Source organism: Vibrio sp. NH-UV-68 (assembly GCF_042940635.1).
In the GTDB taxonomy this organism is placed as follows: domain Bacteria; phylum Pseudomonadota; class Gammaproteobacteria; order Enterobacterales; family Vibrionaceae; genus Vibrio; species Vibrio pacinii.
This window is the reverse complement of record NZ_CP134975.1, coordinates 1,679,134-1,699,008: the sequence shown is the minus strand read 5'-3', so window position 1 is coordinate 1,699,008 and position 19,875 is coordinate 1,679,134. Positions and strand designations below refer to the sequence as shown.

Below are 19,875 nucleotides of genomic sequence, written 5' to 3'. Positions count from 1 at the left end.
AGCCCCAGTAAATATTTGCTGGGGCTTTTTTCTAGTCCAAATCAGGACGTTACCTCTCACTAGTTTGCCCATCTACACCACGTTGATATTCATCATCATTCACTTTTTATATGGCATGTTTTCTCTTAGTGAGCAAAAGCTTGCTTGAGTGAGGTAGAAAACTGCTTGATTACACTCTGAGCTTCACTTTAAGGTGCTGATATATAATAATATTAAGTTGGTATTAAGTTTGCTTCTATTGTGCCTCGATAGTTTCTATCAACGGTTAAAGACAAAAGGAAGCCCCGATGCCAACGCTCAACTTCAATATCCGAATCGATGGATTAGCACCAGATACATTAAGGGTGATTGAATATTCTGGATGGGACACTTTTTCACGCCAATCTTTACCTGTTGAGCATGCATGTAATGGTTACCGCTATGAGTTTCAACTTGCGAGTCGTCAGCACACCATTACGCCTCAACAAGTGGTTGATAAAAACGTTCAGTTTGAAGTGGTTCGTGATGGTGTTGTTGTGCAGCGGCTGCATGGTGTAGTGCGTAACTTTGGTAAAGGTGACACAGGTCATCGTCATACTTTCTACACCCTCAGTGTTGTTCCAGCAATTGAACGTCTGTCATTACGCCATAATTCCCGTCTCTTTCAGTACAAAACTGTCCCTGAAATTGTTTCTATCTTGCTGCAAGAGATGAACATCAATGACTATGCATTTGTGCTAAAAAACGATCATTTGCAAAGAGAGTTTTGTGTTCAATATCGAGAGTCTGATTTAGATTTTGCCCATCGTTTGCTCGCAGAAGAGGGGATTATTTATCATATTGTGCATGACAGTGATAAACATACCGTGGTGTTCAGTGACGCCAATGACAGTTTGGTGAAACTTGGCCAGCCGGTACCGTACAACAACCTAAGTGGTGGCGGAGTTGTAGGCGCGCCTTATATCAACACTTTTGCAACCCATCATACAGCGCAAGTCAGCCATGCCGAGATTCAAGATTACAGTTTTAAAAAACCGGCTTATTCATTCGCACAGAGCGTTCAGGGTACAGAAATGGCGTATCAAATTGAAAATCGCTACGAGCACTTTGATGCGCCAGGCCGGTTTAAATGCGATGACGCAGGCAAGACCATCACCCAAGCACGGCTTGATTATCTAAGGCGAGACGCTCGCTTAGCGACAGGAATAAGCAATCAACCATCACTTTCAGCAGGAGTGAAGTTTGAACTTCAAGAGCACAGTGATACTAGCTTGAATCGAGAATGGGTAGTGGTAGCGACGCAACATATTGGCAAACAACCGCAAGCGCTAGAAGAAGAGGGGGGCAGCGGGGCAACCACCTATCACAACGAATTTAAACTTGTTCCTAGTGACGTTATTTGGCAAGCAGAGCCTATGACGAAACCTCAGGTTGATGGCCCTATGATTGCAACCGTCGTTGGCCCGGAAGGTGAAGAGATATATTGCGATGAATTTGGTCGTGTCAAAGTTCATTTTCATTGGGACAGATACTCAAATGGCGATCAACACAGTTCATGTTGGGTTCGAGTCTCTCAAGGTTGGGCGGGGCATCAATATGGCATGGTCGCGATCCCGCGCGTTGGTCATGAAGTGATCGTCACCTTTCTCAATGGTGACCCAGATCAACCAATTATCACAGGTCGAACTTATCATGCGACCAATGTAACGCCGTACCCTTTACCCGACCATAAAACCAAAACAGTGATTCGCAGCGAGTCTTATCAAGGCGAGGGTTTTAATGAGCTGAGCTTTGAAGATCAATCTGGCCTAGAGCGTGTTTATCTACATGCCCAGAAAGATATTGAAGTTGAAGTGAAGAACGATCACACAACAGAAGTGCATAACGATAAACATCTGACGGTTGAAAATGATCAATTCAGCCTGACAAAGAACAATCGTCACCTAACGATAAATGGTGAACGACGAGAACAAGTCAGCGCCGACAAAACCATCAATATCGGTGAGTCATTACAACAAAAGGTCAAGCGCAAAACGGCGATAGACAGCTCTGATGAAGTTCATCTTAAAGCGGGCAATAAAATTGTTCTTGATGCAGGCAGCGCAATCACAATAAAAGCTGGTGGTAGCTTTGTTACAGTGGATGCTGGAGGCGTACACCTTGTCGGATCAGCGATCAACCTTAACTCCGGCGGCAGCGCAGGTGGTGGTTCTGGTTATGCCGGTGTTGCTGCTGTACTACCAATGGGGCTAGAGGCGTTGGCTGCGCCGGAGGAGTTGGAGCCGTTACACGTCTCTTCAACAAAAGAGTCCATGAGTCCGTTATTGAAGAGTCGTCAGATAGAAGCGCTCAAGAGTGCGGAGCCAGTATGTGAAGTTTGTGAAGAGATTGACAATAATGATTAGTCTTAATGAAGCTTTCATAGATTCTGGGTTCAGTTTCGATCTGTCTAAAGGTGAGCGCTTATATTTGATTGTTGATGGCGCACAAATTGAGGGATTAGCTAGAACGCTTTACGCCTTAAATGGCCCTATAAACGTAGAACCAATTTATATGATGCCTCCTCACGATCAGCTTCTAGAAGTATCTCCGTATATTGTGCACGCAACAAAGGCAATCCAGGACTGGTTCCTTGCTCAAAATAAACCTATGTCAGGGTATTTCGTCGCTTCCGCTAAATCTCTAGAAATTATCTGTGAAAACTATAGAAACTTCATTATTGCAGAATCACCGTACGGAAGTCAGCTTTACATAAAAATGGCAAACTCTGAATGTGCTTGGGTTTTTTACTCGACTCACACTCCGCAATTTTGGAATGACATATCTCAGGTTTGGATTCCAACTCGTAAAGGCTGGCAGTCCGCCATCTGTCCAGACCTAAACCGTAATAGAGATAAGTTGAAGATTTCTGACGAGCAATGGTCCTTATTAGGGAAAGTCTCTTGGGATACAACCGTTATTAAGTTAAAAGATCACGTGCTGAAATGGTTCCCATTATTGCTAGATGGAAACGTAGAAAGTTTATCATGGGTAGAGACGTATGCATTGAGTGCATACAAACAAGGCTTTACCTCGGAGCGCGATCTTATGATGTACATGAACATTATAGGGTTTTTAGGAGAGGATAAATTTTTGGATGAAAGGCTATATCCGGATATACATGATTTGATTCTCAACGCGTCTCAGCAAACCCCTTCTCAGCGAGTAGAGAAAGCCGCAAATCTAGCCCAAGCCTATTCAAACCATAATAACAATCAGGAGAAACAAGTATGAGCACCCCAAATGACGACGCCAGAACTGGTCAGACAAAAGATGCTCAAGACCCCGCGGGTACTTGTCCTCTGAAAAAAAGTAAAATACAGCTAGTTCCACTTAGGTATGGATTAGTCGAAAAATTGTCCGTCAAAGAACACACAAAAGTACCTTTCGAGACCTTTGCTAAACCTTTAGGAATTAGGTTACTTCGTGATGGTTGGATCTATGTATTGGTAAGCGACAATAACCAATGGATTCTTCATGAGTATCGAGTAGAAGCGGGATTAATAACAAAACTACTATGGCAAGACTCTGAAGTAAGCAGTGACGAGCGAACAACATCTGTCGGAGAAGCAAACTTAATCTTCAAAAGGTGTAGTGTTATTTATTGCTCCTATTCTGAGCTTCAATGGACGGCAAAAAAATGCTCTCAGGTAATTGGATCTGATAAAGATAGATTGCGTTTTATGCAAAAGGTAAACCTATCGAGCTTTGATGCAATTAATGGTGGGACAAATCTACTTACTCCAAAGCAAGCCTCGGAACTTATTGCCGAATGTTCAGAGAAATCAGCTGATTCAGCCAGTAATCTAGAATATCAACCTTATGAATGGGAACACAAACCAATCTTCCAACCTACTGATTTCACGAATCTAAATAGCGAAATTCTTACTGAGTACCAAGAAGACCATCTTTACTTAGTCTTCAATGATGATATTGGCGTTTTAAGAGATCTAGCAAGCTATCAAGGGTTAGTTGCTAAGTCTTTGGAAGAGTGGCAGTCAAATGAAACACAGTATCAAAAATATGTAGAAGGCTGCTATATTGAGACACAATTGCAGATTTCGCCTGAAAAAGTCGATGCTCTAGCTGCGATGCTTGGGAATGAAAAGTTTAGTAGTGAACTTAACCCAAGCCAGAAAGAAAGCGTTGTAGCTTGGGTAAAAGAGTACGACGACAAATACCATGATTTTAGTCGACCTTCTGTTGGAGAGAAATATCGACAAATGGAGCAAGCCCTTGGACATGAAAAAATGGATACATATAAAGATCTGATCCATGACATCCAAGAACAGTTTGCCAACGATCTGCATGGAGTCTCAACGTTGAAAATTTGGAATGGTTCGCATGGAAAACAAGGAATTAAAGATGTAATCAATCAAAGTGAGATGGAACAATTTCTCGTACAAGAAAGAGAAAAACTGGCCTATTGGGATGAAAGACTTAACACCATTTCTAAAGACCGTATAGAATTGTTCAGTCGCTTCTACTTCGCAGCTTGGTACTATGATGCTAGTACCAGTACTCAGTTAGAAGAACTCTTAGCAGCTGAGTACAGTTGTATTCAGGATATATGTTGGAACGACGCAGCTAGTCAATTAGTTGCTAAAAAGTTAGAAAAGATGCCTTGGGTTGCGACCTATCGAGCGCTATTTACGCTTTCCGTTGATGAATACGACAAACTAACAGAAGCCATTAGCAAAAAAATATCAGAAGCAAGGTTCATAGCTGAATACAAAAATAATCTTACCGAACTAAATAGTGTCGGCACGGAGCTCAATAACATTATCAATGAGCAGTTCAGGCCTCATGAAACAATTCAAACAAACGACAGTTTAAATAGTTTCTCTCAACTTATTGACTCAACATACACCCCAGCCAATACCATTGGATTAACAAGTACAGTTGAAGCTTTCTTTCAAAAAGTAAATAGCGTTCAGGAGTTTAACCCCTCAGACGTTTTACGCAATTACACCGGAGCTGCATGGTTGGGCGTACTGCAAGCCTATAAAAATACTGACATAACTCTTGGCTTTGCAAGTGAGCAAGAGATGCATAAGTTCAATAACCTCACTGAGCGGGCAACTCAAATCCGCAAAGAAAACACCGTTTTAAAAAACTCTATACGCCAAGTGTGGGCTGAACATAGGAAAAAAGGGCGCTCAGGCAAGCCTGATGTAACAGCACTTACCGAGAGTCACAAAGCCAATCAGGTTAAACTATCCGAGCTTGAGATTAGCATCCATAATGCAATGTCTCCTTTTGGGGAGGGCTCAGAAAAAGCTGGCTTCTATATAAAAGGCCTTACAGAAGCTCAGAAACTGGATGTTAAAGCAATGGCTTCAGATTATCGCTCAGAGCGCCGAACTAGAGCTTGGAGCAAACTTAGAGCTTGGGACGGATTGGGCGCTCTTATTTCAGCCTTTGCAGTGTACAATGCAGTTAATGCATATAAGACGCAGTTTTCATCATCTACACCAAGTATAAACAAAACATTGTTAGTGAAAGAAACTACTACTGCACTAAGTGCTGTTTTTGGTTTTGCCCAAGGACTAAGAGAAGGATACGATAAAGCCGCTCTTCAGCGTGTCAATCACGTTAACTCAAAATTAGCGTATGGAGCAATTCTAGGACGCTGGAGTGCAACGCTTGGTAGTATGGCATACTTTTTTGGATTATTAGCATCTGCATCCAAAACATATCAATCGGTTACCCAACTTACAACTTCAATTAAAAAAGGAGATATTGCGAATATAGCAAAGCACGGTACCGATGTTGTAGGTGAAACGACTATGACCTTAGTAAACGGAGCTGGCTTTGTGCGAACTACTCAAGTAGGTTGGATGGTATTGAATACAGAAAAGGCAGCAAGAGCCGTTGTTTGGGCTAGCAATAGTAGCCGTCTTTTATCTATTGGTATAAGAGTTAATATGATCGGCTTGGTTGTGTCTGCAATTCAACTTGGAGTGACCGCAGGGTACAATTATTTTAGCTTATCTGACTATATGCAATGGTTTAGGGATAGCTTATGGGGAGATTCCCCAAAAAATAACTCTTTAAAAACCAGTAATGAAAAACTTGCCAAGATTAGCTCTAAACCAACCATGTCAATTCAACAACTCCCGGCAGGAAACGCTCTTTCATTGATAATGCCTGGCATTACCATTAACGAACTTGATGATGCTGGTATCGAAATTGCGGTTTATTGGCTTGTGGATCATCAAAAAAATAACTGGCAACCTTGGACTGAAGCAGCAGGTCAACAATGGGTTTGTTTAAGCTCACCAGAGGATCCACTTGAGATCGGACTTCCAATATTTATACAAGAAGCAAATGCCCATCATGGAATCGGCGTAGAGTTACATTATTTACCAACAGCCGATTCCTCAGAAAAAAGTGTAGTGCGATATCAAACCACAAGTTTAAACCGACTTGGGCTTTTGAGTGAGGTAAGTATGCTAAAAGTAAGGACCATTGCACAAGGCAACCTATTACCGCTAACGACGAATCAACTGAAACTACAAGGCGTATAACGTGGCAAAAGATCAAAGTGTGGAACAGGATTTTAACTTAAATGACCAACGCCCTCTTGCGGGAGAAGTACGCACTTATCCTCTGGGAGAGGCATTATTCTTTTCACCAAAACCGTTGCCTTCTGCAAGAATTATTTCTGGTGGCTTAGGTGAATCAAATCAAATAGTGGTCATCAACGATACCTATATGGACATCGGACAATCGAATCACGGTAAAGCCTTTCAAGTTCAATTAATAATGTTTTGTGTGATGCTGGGGGTAATAGTCGTTGCATTGATATTTTTGGCTAGCGCATATGCGACGCAAGACAGGTTAGGGGGCTTTTTTGAGGCTTTATTGTTGGGACTTCGTGATGAAGGGGTTGTAATTGGTACGATTCTGCTGATTCCCCTATTCATTGGTTGGTACACCATAATCAATTCTTCTTTAAAAAAAGCACGTCAGAAGCCTATTCGTTTTAATCGACAGCGCCGAGAGGTTTGTTATTTCGAGGAAGGAAGTCAAACTCCAACCATTGTTCCTTGGGAAGAAACCGTTTCATGGGTGTCCATGTATAAAGGCTTTACTGGCAATGCTATTGTTTCAAATGTCACATTCGGAATTGCCTTACCGGATTCAACGGGTAAAGATTATTGGATGTTTAAAAGACCCGTAGGGATTATGGAAGAAGGACAACGCTCGTGGGAGATTATCCGCTGCTATATGGAAGAAGAGCCCGAGTTTTGGGCTCAAAAAGCGGGAGATGAAAGTCGACAAACATTCGATGAAAATCGCCGCCAGATAAAGCAGAAGTTCAAAAACGGGCCTAAGCCTTTATTTGCGATGAGTATGTCGGATCCCACTGCCTCGTATTTCAATATGTTTGGTTACTATGCGTTTAATATTTTATGCCTTTGGAAATTACCTTACTTGGTTTCAGAGTGGGACAGCAAAATATCCATGGCAAAGTTTCCAAGCGAGATCGATGAGTGGTCTAAGCCCTTGCCGAAAGAAGAATGGGCTAAACCAAGTGATGTGTTAAGGAAACAGAAAGACGCTGCGATTAAGCATTACAAATCTGGTGGGAATCTAACCAATCTAAAGTTGTTGAACGCATAGTAGATATAGAGAATAAGCCGCTTATTGAAGCGGCTTTGTACACACTAAACCAAATACCCACCACTCAACGCACGTCACTAAAGAAACCAGTGAATTTGTCGATATCATTCTTAGTATGTTAGATTTATTTGATCAATTATCGGTTCACGCGTAACCGACTATACTTAAGGATAAGCTGTAGCCATGTGTTACGAGGAGTACGACCATGAGCGACATTGAACAGAAGCGTCAATATTACCGGTTGAAATACCCCAAGCGGGCTAGGCCATATGTGCGCTTTGCTGATGAGATGTTTCAAGTGACCGAAGTATCTGAGGGCGGGATACGAATGGTCTTGAATAATTTTACCTCTATGTACAAAGGGTTAACTATGAAAGGCGTACTCAACTTGCATGGTGACCATAGTATTCCCATCGAAGGTGCCGTGCTCCGTTTTGACAACGATGAAGTCGTACTGCAATTGCGTAAAGGGCCGACATTCAAGATTATGGTCGACCAACAGCGCCACATCAGACAAAAGTACCCCTCTTTTTTTGAACGTTTACGCGGGACGGCGGCTTAAGAAAAATTCCACAAAGCCGCACAATTAATCATACTCATCTCTCAAGAGCAGAAACCCGGAAAGGATTTCTGCTTTTTTTACACTTTTTCCAATCTCGTCAACGCGTTATGCTACCTGTATCGAAGATAGATGTAGGAATTCGAGATGTCTGAGTTAGAAAAAATGATGGCAGGCGAACCCTTTGATGGTGCCTCGCACGAAGTTGATCAGATCAGAACACAAGCCGCCAAGACTTTACAGCAACTGAATTTGTGTCTGGAAACAGAGCAAAGACACCAACTACTCACTGCACTGCTTGGGAAGATAGGCAATAGTATGGTCCAGCCACCGTTTCAATGTGAATTTGGCAAAACCATTGAAATAGGCGACAGCACGTTCATCAACATGAATGTCGTGATGTTAGACGGTGCGAAGATCACCATTGGCAACCATGTGTTAATTGGCCCTAGCGTACAGTTCTATACTGCTGGTCACTCTCTGGATTATCGAAGCCGTCGTTTATGGGAAACCTTTTGTTTACCTATCACGGTTGAAAACGATGTTTGGATCGGAGGTAATTCTGTTATCAATCAAGGTGTTACAATTGGTGCGCGTTCGGTGATTGCTGCTAATTCGGTCGTCAATAGTGATGTACCCTCAGACTGTTTGTATGGTGGGACGCCAGCCAGGCTCATCCGCCGACTTGATGATAAAACGCCGCTTTAGTAAACCACTTAGTAAACAATCCATACCTGCTCATAAATACGTCAAATCGACTGAAATTGGTCGCCGAATATTCATTCGGCGACAGAGTAATGACGTCAAAAAATAAACATAATAACAATAAGTTATCTTGACCCAATCGTCCTATATTATTGCGTGCATATTCAGCTATTTGATTATAAAATTCGCGCCCTGTCTGTTCCTATTATCAATAAGAAACTCTATGAAACTCACTCTTAAGCAAAAACTCATCGGCTCAAGCCTGTTGGCTGTGGTGTTGATGGCAAGCGCGTTGACTTGGCTGTCTGCTGATCAGCTAAAAAAACAAACTCAAAATGGCGTTCACGCACGAGCAGAAAGCCTAGCGAATGCAGCTTCTGCAGGTATCTCAGATTGGATCTCGATTCGTGAAGATATTGCCTCTGCATTTAATGACTACAGCCAAGAAGTGAACGTTGTTCCTTTTTTGCAGCAAGCACGCAATGCTGGTGGTTTTGACGATATATTTCTTGGTACACCAGAGGGCGGTATGTACCGTTCTCATCCGGAGCGTAACCGTGCCGACTACGATCCTCGTGTGCGTCCTTGGTATATAGATGCGAACAACGCAGGTAAGCAAATTATTACCACGGCGTATAAAGATGCAATCACTAACGCGTTGTTGGTCACCATTGCCGAGCCTATTCGTAGTAATGGTAAATTTGTTGGTGTCGTTGGTGCAGATGTACTGATTGACCAACTCGTCAACGATGTTATCAATCTTGATGCGGGCAAAAATGCTTACGCAATGCTAATTGATACTCAAGATGGTACTTTCCTTGCGCACCCTGATAATGCGTTATCGCTTAAGCCGGTCACAACGTTATCGAAGCAGTTTACGCTTCGCGCGATCGAAGATGCGGCTAACTCGGGCAAAATTGAACAGATTGAACGTAAAGGCCAGCAGAAGTTGTACTTCTTCCGCCAAGTCGAAAATACGCCATGGATTTTTGCCATTGAAATGGATCGTGCAACAGAGGAAGCGGCGCAAAGTGAATTGCTGACCAGCCTGATTGTTACGGCCATCATCATTACGTTGATTGTCATTGCCCTTGTTTCTTGGTTGGTCAGCTTCTTATTCCGCGATTTAGGCCGCGTCTCGAAAGCTCTTGAAGAAATTGCTTCAGGTGAAGGCGATCTTACGCAACGCCTTGAACCGCGCAGTGATGATGAGGTGGGCCAACTTGCAACTAACTTCAACACCTTCGTTGGCAACATGCACACCATGGTATCTAAACTAAGCCTCGTTTCTGCGTCACTTTCTGAACAATCAAAGCAGACCGCTCAGCAAGCTGAAGAGCGTAGCTCGCGTATTCGTTTGCAACAAGACGAAATCAATATGGTCGCAACGGCGATTAATGAGATGGCGGCGGCGACGCAAGAAATTGCTGGTAATGCCGACAATACCGCACAAAACTCAACGGAAGCGGTAACGGCGTGTGTGCACGGTGGCGAGCAAGTGGTTCGAACTCAGGGTTCAATTAAGAACTTGGCAACAGAAGTGCAGGTAGCGACAGACGTCATCCAAGAACTAGAAACACATGGACACAGTATTAGTACGATTTTAGGTACCATCCAAGATATCGCTGAGCAAACCAACCTTTTAGCATTAAATGCTGCGATTGAAGCGGCACGTGCTGGTGAGCAAGGTCGTGGTTTTGCCGTGGTGGCTGATGAAGTTCGTGTACTTAGCCAACGTACACACGCTTCGACCAAAGAAATTCAGCAGATGATTGAAACGCTCCAGTCGACCACAGGCAAGGCGGTCGGCATTATGGATGATAGTCGTCAACTGGCAGATACCAGTGTGTCGGATGCTGATTCTGCGGCAGTGAGTTTGACTCAAATTCAAACAGCGGTTGAGCGTATTAGTGATATGGCTACACAGATTGCTTCGGCGGCTGAAGAGCAAGCATCTGTGACCTCTGAGATCACTCGCAATACGGTGGGTATCCGTGACGTATCGAATGAACTTGCTGATGAAGCGCACGATGCTGCCGCTCAGGCCGCTCAACTATCCGAATTGTCACATGAATTAGAGCAAGAGATTCAACGCTTCAAATTGTAATCTGCTTAACTTTAGTGCTTGTCTAGGCCTCGCTTTCCGTGAGGCCTTTTTATTACCATGAATATCTTAATCGTAAATCATGTCCAAATCGTAACTAGTTTCCAAATTGGAAATATTAGTAGGATGTAATTTCAATCGTGGACATGATGTGGCTGATATAAAATCCATAAAAACTTTAGGGGATTATAGTCATGTCCGATTTATATCAAGCGTTCCAGTCGCGTATTACGTCTATTGTTAACGATCCTCACCTTGGTGTGAAACAGAAAAATCAGTTTTTAGCGCTAGAGGCTGAGGCAAGTTTGCCGTATCTGACTGTTTCACAGCAGGTTAAGAGTGCTATGGAGAAAGGCATTCTATGCGATATGTTTGAAGGCCATGCGCCCTTTAAGCCGCGCTATGTATTGCCTGATTATGCCAAGTTTCTCGATCAAGGCTCTGACTATCTTGAGTTAGAACCAGCGCAAGACTTTGACGATGCACTTAACCTGCTAACCATTCTCTATCACCATGTACCGTCTGTGACTAATATACCAGTTTACCTTGGACAACTAGACGATGTGTTACTTGCTTATGTTGGCGACCTATCAGAGCAGCAGGTATATCAAAAGCTAAAGCGTTTTTGGATCATGCTTGATCGAACCCTGCCGGATGCGTTTATGCATGTCAATATTGGCCCAAGTGACAATATTATTTGTCGAATGATTTTGCGTATTGATGCTGAGCTTAAGCAAATTGCGCCAAACCTAACGTTTATGTATGACCCAGAGATAACGCCAGATGATCTGCTGCGTCAAGCGACCGACAATATATGCGAATGCAGCAAACCCCATATTGCCAACTATCCTATGCACGCCGCCGCTTATGGTGAAAAGCGCTTCGGAATTGTCAGTTGTTATAACTCCTTACCATTGGCTGGAGGTTCAAACACGTTAGTGCGGATGAACCTTAAGCAGATCGCGCAGTTAGCTGAGAACCCGGCACACTTCCTCACGCAATTATTGCCGATGTACAGTGAGCTTATGATTGAGTTGATTGATGCGCGCTCAACCTATCTCCATGAAAAATCCAATTTCTTTCAAGGATTTCTGACCACTGAGGGGCTGATTGAAGAAGCACGCTTTGCACCAATGTTTGGAATTTATGGTATGGCTGAAGCGGTAAATCTTTTGATTGAAAAAGAAGGACGATCGGAACGCTATGGTCATGACCAACAAGCGAACCAATTGGCACATACAATATCATCTAAACTGGCTGAGTTAGTTGATAGTTTGCCAGTGAAATATGGCCTCAATGGTAAGGCGTTGCTGCATGCGCAAGGTGGGATAAGCCTTGATCAAGATGTCACACCAGGTGTGCGTATTCCATATGGCAACGAACCAGATCCGGTTAGCTACGTTCAGGCAACAGCTCAACATCACCAGTACTATACCTCAGGTATCAGTGACATCTTAACCATTGATGAAACGGTGAAGTCGAATCGCGAAGCCATGTACAATCTGTGTAAAGGGACGCTGAATATGGGCTATAGAGAGTTCACCGCTAATGTCGATTCCAATGATTTGGTAAGAGTTACGGGCTACATGGTTAAACTGTCTGATATTGAAAAGTTTGCCAAACAGGGCTCACGTAACAACACCACCTTTCTCGGCACCGAAGCGGCCAAAAATACAGCGATTCTCGATAGAAAACCGCGTGTTGCTAGCTTAGAGAGCACGCCAGTTTATACGACGTCGTGAGCAAGTATTATGACAAAACGCGCCAAAGTTAGCCGCATACTGCGTTTTTCTTGTGTTGATGGACCGGGTAATCGCCTGGTCATCTTCATGCAAGGGTGCAATTTCAACTGTGTCAGTTGCCATAATCCGCATACGATTAACCACTGCAATCATTGTGGCGATTGTGTAGAGCATTGCCCGACGCATGCGTTAACAATCGACAACGATAATCACGTCATATGGGATGAATCACTGTGCACACATTGTGATATTTGTATTAATACCTGTCTTCATCAATCAAATCCAAAAATATCTAGTTACAGCGTCACTGAGTTGCTGGATGTTATCGAAAAGCAATGCGGTTTTATTAGCGGGATTACCGTTTCAGGAGGTGAAGCCACGTTGCAGTTGCCGTTTATTATTGAGCTGTTTACGCAAATAAAACGCAACCAACAACTTAAACACCTTAGCTGCTTTGTTGACAGCAACGGCTACCTCAATCAAGTCGGATGGCAAAAACTCGCACCGGTACTCGACGGCGCTATGATTGATTTGAAAGCATGGCAAAACGATACTCACCAATGGCTAGTCGGTCGTGATAACCACCGAGTGATAACATCGATACGCTATCTGGCGAGCTTAGACAAACTGCACGAACTTCGACTTCTTCATATTCCGGGCGTTACTGATCTCGAGGACGAGGTACAAGCCATCGCGCAACTTATCGGCACATTCCCTAAGCAGGTGATCATCCGTCTGAATGCATTTCAACATCACGGCGTTATTGGTCAAGCGTTTGAATGGCCAAAATGCAATGAAGCGCAAATTGAATCATTGCGCGCAAAACTGGCGCAACGAATCTCTCACACCATTATTACTCCAAGCGTCTACACTTAATCCTCGGTGGTGAATTGGGTATGAAGCCAGTTCAGTGCAGGTTCGTTAAGGCTGGCTGGATTCCAGACTAAGCTGTATGCAACTTTACCATAGTCAAAGGGCAGCGATTTTGTGACTAAGCCTTTAGCTTGCAAGGCATGTTGCGCCCACATTTTTGAGCATGTTAAAAGTAACTCGGTTTGATGGCATAACACTGCACCAGCGCCAAAATCAGCGACCGATAAAGCGAGCTTTCTTGATCCATATTGCTGAGTCAGATTTTGCTCAAAATAAGGCTCAGACAGATCTTTGTCTAAGATGCCTATGTGATAACAGCTTAAGTAATGTTCAATGTTCATCGGTTTATCAACCAGCGGGTGCTTCGGGCTCATCAAACATACCATTTCATCTGCAAGCACTTGTTGCCACATAAGATCACGACTGCGAGTTGGTGGTTGACTGATATCATGAGGGAGCAACATAAAATCCACTTGTCCGCGGCTCAGCGCCTCAAAACTTAACTGCTCTTTAGCGAACACATTAAGACAGCGAGCATTCGAAAGTTGTTGAGAAATCTGGACGATTTTCGGTGCAAACAGTTCAAAGGTGCTCTCTCGCATTGAAAGAGAAATGGAACCGGAAAATTGCTGTGGTGAAAAATCACCTTGATGAAGAATGCCATTCATCGCAGATAAAATCTTGTGAATTTCAGGGCCAATGCTTAAAGCAAATTGCGTCGGGATCAGGCTGCCATTATCACGATAGAACAATTCATCATTGAGTTGTGTACGTAATAGAGACAGATTTTTGCTGACGCTTGATGGGGTGACGCACAAGATCTCGGCCGCGCCTGTCACGCTATGAGTACTAAGCAGGACATGCAAAACTGTCAGGTGTTTCAAACTGATACGGGAAAGGGTGATATAGTCCATAGAGTTCAATAATACGAACAACAATAAGCAGTTATAACGTTTTGCACTACTAATTGATAGAGCCTAGTTATCTAATCCGCACTTTTCAACTGGTGTTCTAAACTTATGGTTGAAAGATAAATACGGAGTCAGTTATGTATAAAGCAACCAGTGTACTCGTCGCCTTGTTAACCATATTAGTTTTTGGTGCTCAAGCTGAAGAAGAGAGTGATATCAATAATCGTTCAAAGCTATCACCCGACATTGCTGACATGGACAGTAATGGTGATGGGTTAGTTTCTAAAGATGAATTTAACCAGTATCGTTTAGGATCATCAGATCAAGAGCCTGAAGAGGGCGCAGAGGAAGAAAGTGAAGTTGATAATGATGATGGCAATAAACTCAGCGCTTTTGCCTCGTTTGATAAAGATAAAGATGGCTTTGTGACCCAGCAAGAACTTGATGCTCATGCAAAATATTCCAATCCTGGGAATGGGACTGGTGAGTTAAAAGAGCAGAAGCAGCAAATCCGCGCGACCGCACAGTCTGACAAGGCCAGTGAATCCAACAACCGTTCAGGCAGTAATAAGGGTGGAGGTAACAAGGGCGGTGGCAATAAAGGAGGATCAGACAAAGGTGGTAAGGGGAAAGATAAATAACAAAAAAGCCTCAACATGGTTGAGGCTTCTATTTTTGATTAATCAATGAGTCCGTAGTCACGGGCGAGAATATCGATAATCTCTTGCTTCGGATTGGTGCTGAGTGCGATTGACCGTCCGGTTATTTTCTCTGCGATACCAAGGTAAGTTGTTGAGATATCCATTAAAGCGTCTGTCGGTAGGGCATTGTCGCGAGCCAGTGCTTCACGTTCGGCCATTCGCTCTTTATTGAGCAAGATGTCTGGATCTGGGAAATAGTTAAGCAAAAACTGGCGGAAGCCTTCTTTAGAGTTCTCGACAATCTTGCCTGCATTATACTCATTTTCATCCCAGAGACGTGATGAGTCAGGCGTGCCAACTTCATCCATGTAAATTAGCTTTTCATTACCAGCTGAGTCGGTGACATAACCAAACTCGAATTTTGTATCGACGAAGATTTGGTCAATTTCTGCCAGCGCATTGCTGATTAGAACGAAACCTTCTCGCAATAACTTTTCGTATTGGGCAATATCTTCGGCTTTAGAAAAATTAAATGCAGCGTAGTTTTCTTCAATGTTTTGGCGAGTAATGTTGACATCATCGGCTTCAGGAACCCCAGGAATACCGCGTAAAATGCCTTTGGTTGAAGGGGTCATCAGCAGTTCGGGCAGTGGCTTATCTTTTTCTAAACCTTCTGGAAGCTCAATGCCACAGAAATTACGTTCGCCGTTTGCATAGGCGCGCCACATTGAACCCGTAATGTATTGACGACAAATCGCCTCAATCATGATTGGTTTTGCTTTTTGTACAATCCAGACAAAAGGGTGGGGAATATCTAAGATGTGACTGTCTGCTAAACCGTGTTGCTGAAATAGGCTGAACCAGTGATTTGAAATCGCATTGAGTGCAGCGCCTTTACCCGGAACGCCTTTTAGGCCACCCTCGGCATGCCAAATGCAGTCAAATGCAGAGATTCGGTCACTGATCACCATAATCGCCAACGGCGCATCTTCGGCGACGTCGTAGCCTTTTTCTTTGATCAGACGTTTACTGTCTTGCTCGGTTAACCAATACACAGAGCGGACTTTACCGCTATGAACGGGTTTATCTGTACGAATGGGTAGATCGTCGTTTACAGCGAGTACTTGATCTGCGAGATTCATTTAGACATTCCTATCTTAAGCAACATGGAAATTATCAGAGTCAGATAATTTATTTGCCCCGCATGATACCAGAACTATTTTGCTCTGCCAGTTAAAAAGCAAACGTTTGCTTATTTTTTCTTATTAGAGTCGAATCATGATTTATTGGTTGGGATAGAAAAGAAAACCCCTCGAATGAAGGGGTGCACGACCGTCTATGATTGCTGTGCTTAATTAGTGGTACTGATTAGTTTTGCCCTCAACAAAGAACACTTCACACTGGCATTGAACGGCGAGATCACAGAGTAAGCTTTGTTCTGCTAGTGGAATTTTGTTTGAAGCAATAACCGCGCTCGCATTTTTTGACTGTATGGCTTTCATGACGATTTCAAATTCGGATTGTTTTTGAGAAGCCTTCATGTGAATAATTTTTTTACAGCTAATACGCGAGGATGCCAGTTGACTATAATCAGGGCGAGGGCATTCGGCAGTAAATAAGATCCACTGCTTTTGATTTGAAAGACCCGCTAAGCGACTCAGCGTCAGTGGATCGATATTCATTGGCTGCGTCGGTTGAGCAAGAACATTGTATTTTGAAAAAGTGCGAGCTGCAGTCTGTGCCTGAATCATGATTACTGTTCCCTTGTACATGCTGTATACTTATACAGTAGTTTGGGCGCGGAAAATTATCAAGACTTTTTGGTGCAACTTTTGAGCATAATTTTGTATTGAAAAACAATGAATTTAATTATCTATATGATTTTTAAATAATTTATTTATTTTTACTTTTGAGGAAAGAATGAGGGCGAAGATTAGATAATGTGACAAATATCACGAGTGTGAATGCAGGGCCATACAGTCGTTCTGTATGGCAGAGGTATACGGACGGTTAGTTTACGAAGCGCTGCGGATAGTCGCTAAACAAGGCATCAAGATTCGATAAATATTTTACACGGTGCGGGTTGTTTACTGTGTAACTCCAAACTTGATAACCGAGTGATTGAAGTTTTGCAATCTGCTGCTTGCTAGTCCAACGATGATCAATATTACAGCTAAAGGCCGCCACTTCGGCTAACAATGCATACACCTTGTGTGAAACTCGGCCACACAAAACTGCGCGTCGATACTGGGGTAGCATTTGATGTAACTGACGCATCACATCAGGATCAAAGCTCGATAAGATTATGTTGTCGGTTGTGACGTTTTCTTGATGCAATACATCGGTAAGCAGTTGACAGACAAATTTGGCATCATGCTTGTCGACTTTAATTTCTAAGTTTAACTTCAATCGATGTAATTTAGAGAGATTAAGTAATTCACCCAGCGTCATAATACGCTCGCCAGTAAATCTCTTATCAAACCAATCGCCAAAATCCAATTGTTTAAGTTCCTTTAGTGTGTGTTGATCAACACGGCCATGACCATTACTACAACGATTAATGGTGTGGTCATGACAAACGACAAGATGGTGATCTTTAGTCGACTGAATATCAACTTCGACCCACTCCAAGCCCAAGTCAATCGCTGCCATAATACTTACGCGTGTATTCTCGGGATAGTGGCCAGCAACGCCACGGTGTCCAACAATAATCATCAATGCATTTCTCGATAGTAAGCGATTTTGCTTGCCGCTTTTCCAGCACACTTTACGTAGCCAGCGACGCCAAGATCTGACACTATCAAGTGATAATGAACAAAACAATAATCAACGAGATATAAATTGAACGCGGAACAAAAAGCAACATGGATCTTGATAGCGACCACAGCGTTGGCTGGTTTAGGCTGGATATTTTCTAAACAAGCAATTCAAGGTTTACCACCTTTTGGCTTTGTTGGTTTGCGTTTTCTCGTCGCTTCGATCTGTTTGTTGCCATTCTCAATTAAGTTTTTCAATCAACTGAATGTCAAGTTAGTTATGCAGGCTCTCGGGGGCGGTGCGATTTTGGCGTTGGCGCTGCTGAGTTGGGTGTATGCAATTTCAATAAGTGAAACTTTAGGCGAGGGGGCATTTATTGTCAGCCTATCGATGATTATTGTGCCGATCATTGCTTGGCTGCTGTTTAAAGATAGGCCAAAACGGGCGTTTTGGCTCTCCATGCCTATTGCGGTTTCAGGTCTAGCGATGCTTTCACTAACCGAAGGCTGGAATAGCTCCTCAGGTCAATTATGGTTTCTGGTCAATGCTTTCCTGTTAGCGCTTCATTTCAACATCAATAGTAAGCTTGCACAGCAACTCCCGGTTTTATTGCTCACCTGTATTCAGCTCTTTACCACTGGCGTTATTGCTTTGGCTGCATCGTTATTATTCGAAACGTTTCCACAACACATCGACGCTTCTATTTGGGGGTGGTTTGCATTAAGCGCGATTTTGGCTACGAGTTTAAGGTATGTGATGCAAACGCTAGGACAAAAAGGCTGCAACCCAGCAAACGCCGCTTTGATTATGTTATTGGAGCCTATTTGGACGGTTATTTTGAGTATTGCTTGGTACGGAGAGCAACTCTCAGGTAACAAACTGATTGGTTGTGCTTTAATTTTGTTGGCGCTGATCTTTTATCGTACCGATGGTCGACTGTTTAAAGTAAAGAATTAGTCAGTGGTGTATCGTTTAAACAAGTCGGGGTTTTGACACAGCTTAGCATTGCGACACAACATAAACGCAACTAAGTCACAAATTAGAGTGATTACTCTTTCTTGCCAGGCAATCCCTGTTAAAGTCATTTGTTGTGAAATTGTTAAAACGGACTTCAAGCATGAAGATTCACGCTCTTGATGGATACATCCAGACTCTCTATTTAGCGGAATACCCAGATAAATTACTGCTTTTGGATGGAGCGTCGCGAGCGGATATCCCTTACCTAAAGCATTTTATTGTCCACCAACTGCAAAGACCATTCTCTAGCCTGACCGCAGTAGTGGTGACTCATATGCATCCTGACCATGCTGGTGCCGCACATAAACTGCGCACTCTCACGGGATGCAAAATTATTTCGGCGAAACGCAGTCGAGATTGGTATTCCGGTGTGGATGGGGCATTAATGCATCTTACCGATATTGCTTTGGCACGCTGGGTTGCGCAGCGTAAACGTAAACCAAAACGAAATCTGTGGTACTCACGTAAACTACGACCGGATATCGTCTTATCGGATGGCGAGCCAATACCTAACTTTTTAGATTGGACGGTATTAGAAACTCCGGGACATACAGATAGAGATCTGTCGCTATATCATCCGCAGCAGCAAATACTGTATGTGGCGGATCTCATGGTTGAGGTGAAACAAAAACTGGTGGCACCTTTCCCAGTATTCTATCCGAATCAATATAAAGCGTCCTTAAAACGCGTCTACAACTTAGCGCCTAAAGTTCTGTTGGTCGCGCATGGAGGGCAGGTGGCTTTGAGTCATGAAGTCTATCAGCACCTTATATCAACGGCGCCAAGAACACCCGCGACACACTGGCGAGCGATTAAAGTAAAAGCGAGAAGTTTAGTTGGCGCTTTGCTAGCGGTGGGTGTCACGAAATCCCATTAATTGAAACTCGTAAACGATTTACACAGAGAAATCACTGCTGTT

16 protein-coding genes are annotated in these 19,875 nt (G+C 43.2%); 12 read left to right on the top strand and 4 right to left on the bottom strand.

The genetic code is table 11. The features are described 5' to 3' along the window. The first annotated feature begins 287 nt into the window (after positions 1–287). The 9 genes from ViNHUV68_RS07815 (at position 288) to ViNHUV68_RS07775 (ending at position 13,633) form a co-directional block, all read left to right on the top strand. Positions 288–2,384 carry a type VI secretion system tip protein TssI/VgrG gene (locus tag ViNHUV68_RS07815; protein WP_391087093.1) on the top strand — a complete coding sequence of 699 codons (2,097 nt, stop codon included), beginning with the start codon at positions 288–290 and terminating at the stop codon, positions 2,382–2,384. Beyond that, complete coding sequence (locus tag ViNHUV68_RS07810) at positions 2,377–3,252, top strand: DUF4123 domain-containing protein (RefSeq protein WP_391087091.1); 876 nt, start codon at positions 2,377–2,379, stop codon at positions 3,250–3,252. The genes ViNHUV68_RS07815 and ViNHUV68_RS07810 overlap by 8 nt, the downstream gene beginning before the upstream one ends. Next, entirely contained in the window at positions 3,249–6,548 is a 3,300-nt protein-coding gene (locus tag ViNHUV68_RS07805) for a toxin VasX (protein ID WP_391087088.1), read from the top strand. The genes ViNHUV68_RS07810 and ViNHUV68_RS07805 overlap by 4 nt, the downstream gene beginning before the upstream one ends. Position 6,549: 1 nt before the next feature. Continuing rightward, positions 6,550–7,647 (top strand): DUF6708 domain-containing protein, encoded by a 1,098-nt coding sequence (locus tag ViNHUV68_RS07800; protein WP_391087086.1) that lies wholly within the window; start codon positions 6,550–6,552, stop codon positions 7,645–7,647. Positions 7,648–7,852: 205 nt separating this feature from the next. Next, complete coding sequence (locus tag ViNHUV68_RS07795) at positions 7,853–8,209, top strand: PilZ domain-containing protein (RefSeq protein ID WP_038174624.1); 357 nt, start codon at positions 7,853–7,855, stop codon at positions 8,207–8,209. A gap of 144 nt (positions 8,210–8,353) precedes the next feature. Further along, the gene (locus tag ViNHUV68_RS07790) at positions 8,354–8,914 is read left to right on the top strand and encodes a sugar O-acetyltransferase (protein ID WP_038174625.1); all 561 of its coding nucleotides are present in this window, start codon (positions 8,354–8,356) and stop codon (positions 8,912–8,914) included. A 220-nt stretch (positions 8,915–9,134) separates the two neighbouring features. Then, complete coding sequence (locus ViNHUV68_RS07785) at positions 9,135–11,018, top strand: methyl-accepting chemotaxis protein (protein WP_038174627.1); 1,884 nt, start codon at positions 9,135–9,137, stop codon at positions 11,016–11,018. Between the two features lie 191 nt (positions 11,019–11,209). Next, a complete protein-coding gene (locus ViNHUV68_RS07780) occupies positions 11,210–12,757 on the top strand; it encodes a YjjI family glycine radical enzyme (protein WP_391087081.1) in 1,548 nt (515 codons plus the stop codon). A 9-nt stretch (positions 12,758–12,766) separates the two neighbouring features. Next, positions 12,767–13,633, top strand: coding sequence for a YjjW family glycine radical enzyme activase (locus ViNHUV68_RS07775; protein ID WP_391087078.1), 867 nt, complete (start codon positions 12,767–12,769; stop codon positions 13,631–13,633). Here ViNHUV68_RS07775 and ViNHUV68_RS07770 read toward each other — a convergent pair. After that, entirely contained in the window at positions 13,630–14,544 is a 915-nt protein-coding gene (locus tag ViNHUV68_RS07770; RefSeq protein WP_391087075.1) for a LysR substrate-binding domain-containing protein, read from the bottom strand. The two genes, ViNHUV68_RS07775 and ViNHUV68_RS07770, sit on opposite strands and share 4 nt — an antisense overlap. A 134-nt stretch (positions 14,545–14,678) precedes the next feature. Here ViNHUV68_RS07770 and ViNHUV68_RS07765 point away from each other — a divergent pair, with 134 nt between their 5' ends. Then, on the top strand, positions 14,679–15,182 hold the full coding sequence (locus ViNHUV68_RS07765; protein ID WP_391087072.1) for a hypothetical protein: 504 nt from the start codon (positions 14,679–14,681) through the stop codon (positions 15,180–15,182). 38 nt (positions 15,183–15,220) lie between these two features. Here the strand turns inward: ViNHUV68_RS07765 and ViNHUV68_RS07760 are convergent, their stop codons facing one another. The 3 genes from ViNHUV68_RS07760 to ViNHUV68_RS07750 form a co-directional block, all read right to left on the bottom strand. Continuing rightward, entirely contained in the window at positions 15,221–16,324 is a 1,104-nt protein-coding gene (locus ViNHUV68_RS07760) for a phosphoribosylaminoimidazolesuccinocarboxamide synthase (RefSeq protein ID WP_038174634.1), read from the bottom strand. Positions 16,325–16,537: 213 nt separating this feature from the next. Beyond that, positions 16,538–16,933, bottom strand: coding sequence for a hypothetical protein (locus ViNHUV68_RS07755; RefSeq protein WP_100752269.1), 396 nt, complete (start codon positions 16,931–16,933; stop codon positions 16,538–16,540). 259 nt (positions 16,934–17,192) lie between these two features. Then, the gene (locus ViNHUV68_RS07750; protein WP_391087068.1) at positions 17,193–17,897 is read right to left on the bottom strand and encodes a glycerophosphodiester phosphodiesterase family protein; all 705 of its coding nucleotides are present in this window, start codon (positions 17,895–17,897) and stop codon (positions 17,193–17,195) included. Between the two features lie 126 nt (positions 17,898–18,023). On the opposite strand from ViNHUV68_RS07750, the gene ViNHUV68_RS07745 reads away from it, so the two are divergent. Next, entirely contained in the window at positions 18,024–18,896 is an 873-nt protein-coding gene (locus ViNHUV68_RS07745) for an EamA family transporter (RefSeq protein ID WP_391087065.1), read from the top strand. 160 nt (positions 18,897–19,056) lie between these two features. After that, positions 19,057–19,833 (top strand): MBL fold metallo-hydrolase, encoded by a 777-nt coding sequence (locus ViNHUV68_RS07740; protein WP_038174639.1) that lies wholly within the window; start codon positions 19,057–19,059, stop codon positions 19,831–19,833. Positions 19,834–19,875: the final 42 nt, after the last annotated feature.

What these genes read in the sequence shown, in the direction of transcription:
- ViNHUV68_RS07790 (WP_038174625.1), top strand. Translation starts at nt 8,354, where the DNA reads ATGTCTGAGTTAGAAAAAATGATGGCAGGCGAACCCTTTGATGGTGCC.
- ViNHUV68_RS07785 (WP_038174627.1), top strand. Translation starts at nt 9,135, where the DNA reads ATGAAACTCACTCTTAAGCAAAAACTCATCGGCTCAAGCCTGTTGGCT.
- ViNHUV68_RS07760 (WP_038174634.1), bottom strand. Translation starts at nt 16,324, where the DNA reads ATGAATCTCGCAGATCAAGTACTCGCTGTAAACGACGATCTACCCATT.
- ViNHUV68_RS07815 (WP_391087093.1), top strand. Translation starts at nt 288, where the DNA reads ATGCCAACGCTCAACTTCAATATCCGAATCGATGGATTAGCACCAGAT.
- ViNHUV68_RS07775 (WP_391087078.1), top strand. Translation starts at nt 12,767, where the DNA reads ATGACAAAACGCGCCAAAGTTAGCCGCATACTGCGTTTTTCTTGTGTT.
- ViNHUV68_RS07765 (WP_391087072.1), top strand. Translation starts at nt 14,679, where the DNA reads ATGTATAAAGCAACCAGTGTACTCGTCGCCTTGTTAACCATATTAGTT.
- ViNHUV68_RS07740 (WP_038174639.1), top strand. Translation starts at nt 19,057, where the DNA reads ATGAAGATTCACGCTCTTGATGGATACATCCAGACTCTCTATTTAGCG.
- ViNHUV68_RS07770 (WP_391087075.1), bottom strand. Translation starts at nt 14,544, where the DNA reads ATGGACTATATCACCCTTTCCCGTATCAGTTTGAAACACCTGACAGTT.
- ViNHUV68_RS07795 (WP_038174624.1), top strand. Translation starts at nt 7,853, where the DNA reads ATGAGCGACATTGAACAGAAGCGTCAATATTACCGGTTGAAATACCCC.
- ViNHUV68_RS07780 (WP_391087081.1), top strand. Translation starts at nt 11,210, where the DNA reads ATGTCCGATTTATATCAAGCGTTCCAGTCGCGTATTACGTCTATTGTT.
- ViNHUV68_RS07810 (WP_391087091.1), top strand. Translation starts at nt 2,377, where the DNA reads ATGATTAGTCTTAATGAAGCTTTCATAGATTCTGGGTTCAGTTTCGAT.
- ViNHUV68_RS07755 (WP_100752269.1), bottom strand. Translation starts at nt 16,933, where the DNA reads ATGATTCAGGCACAGACTGCAGCTCGCACTTTTTCAAAATACAATGTT.
- ViNHUV68_RS07805 (WP_391087088.1), top strand. Translation starts at nt 3,249, where the DNA reads ATGAGCACCCCAAATGACGACGCCAGAACTGGTCAGACAAAAGATGCT.
- ViNHUV68_RS07750 (WP_391087068.1), bottom strand. Translation starts at nt 17,897, where the DNA reads ATGATTATTGTTGGACACCGTGGCGTTGCTGGCCACTATCCCGAGAAT.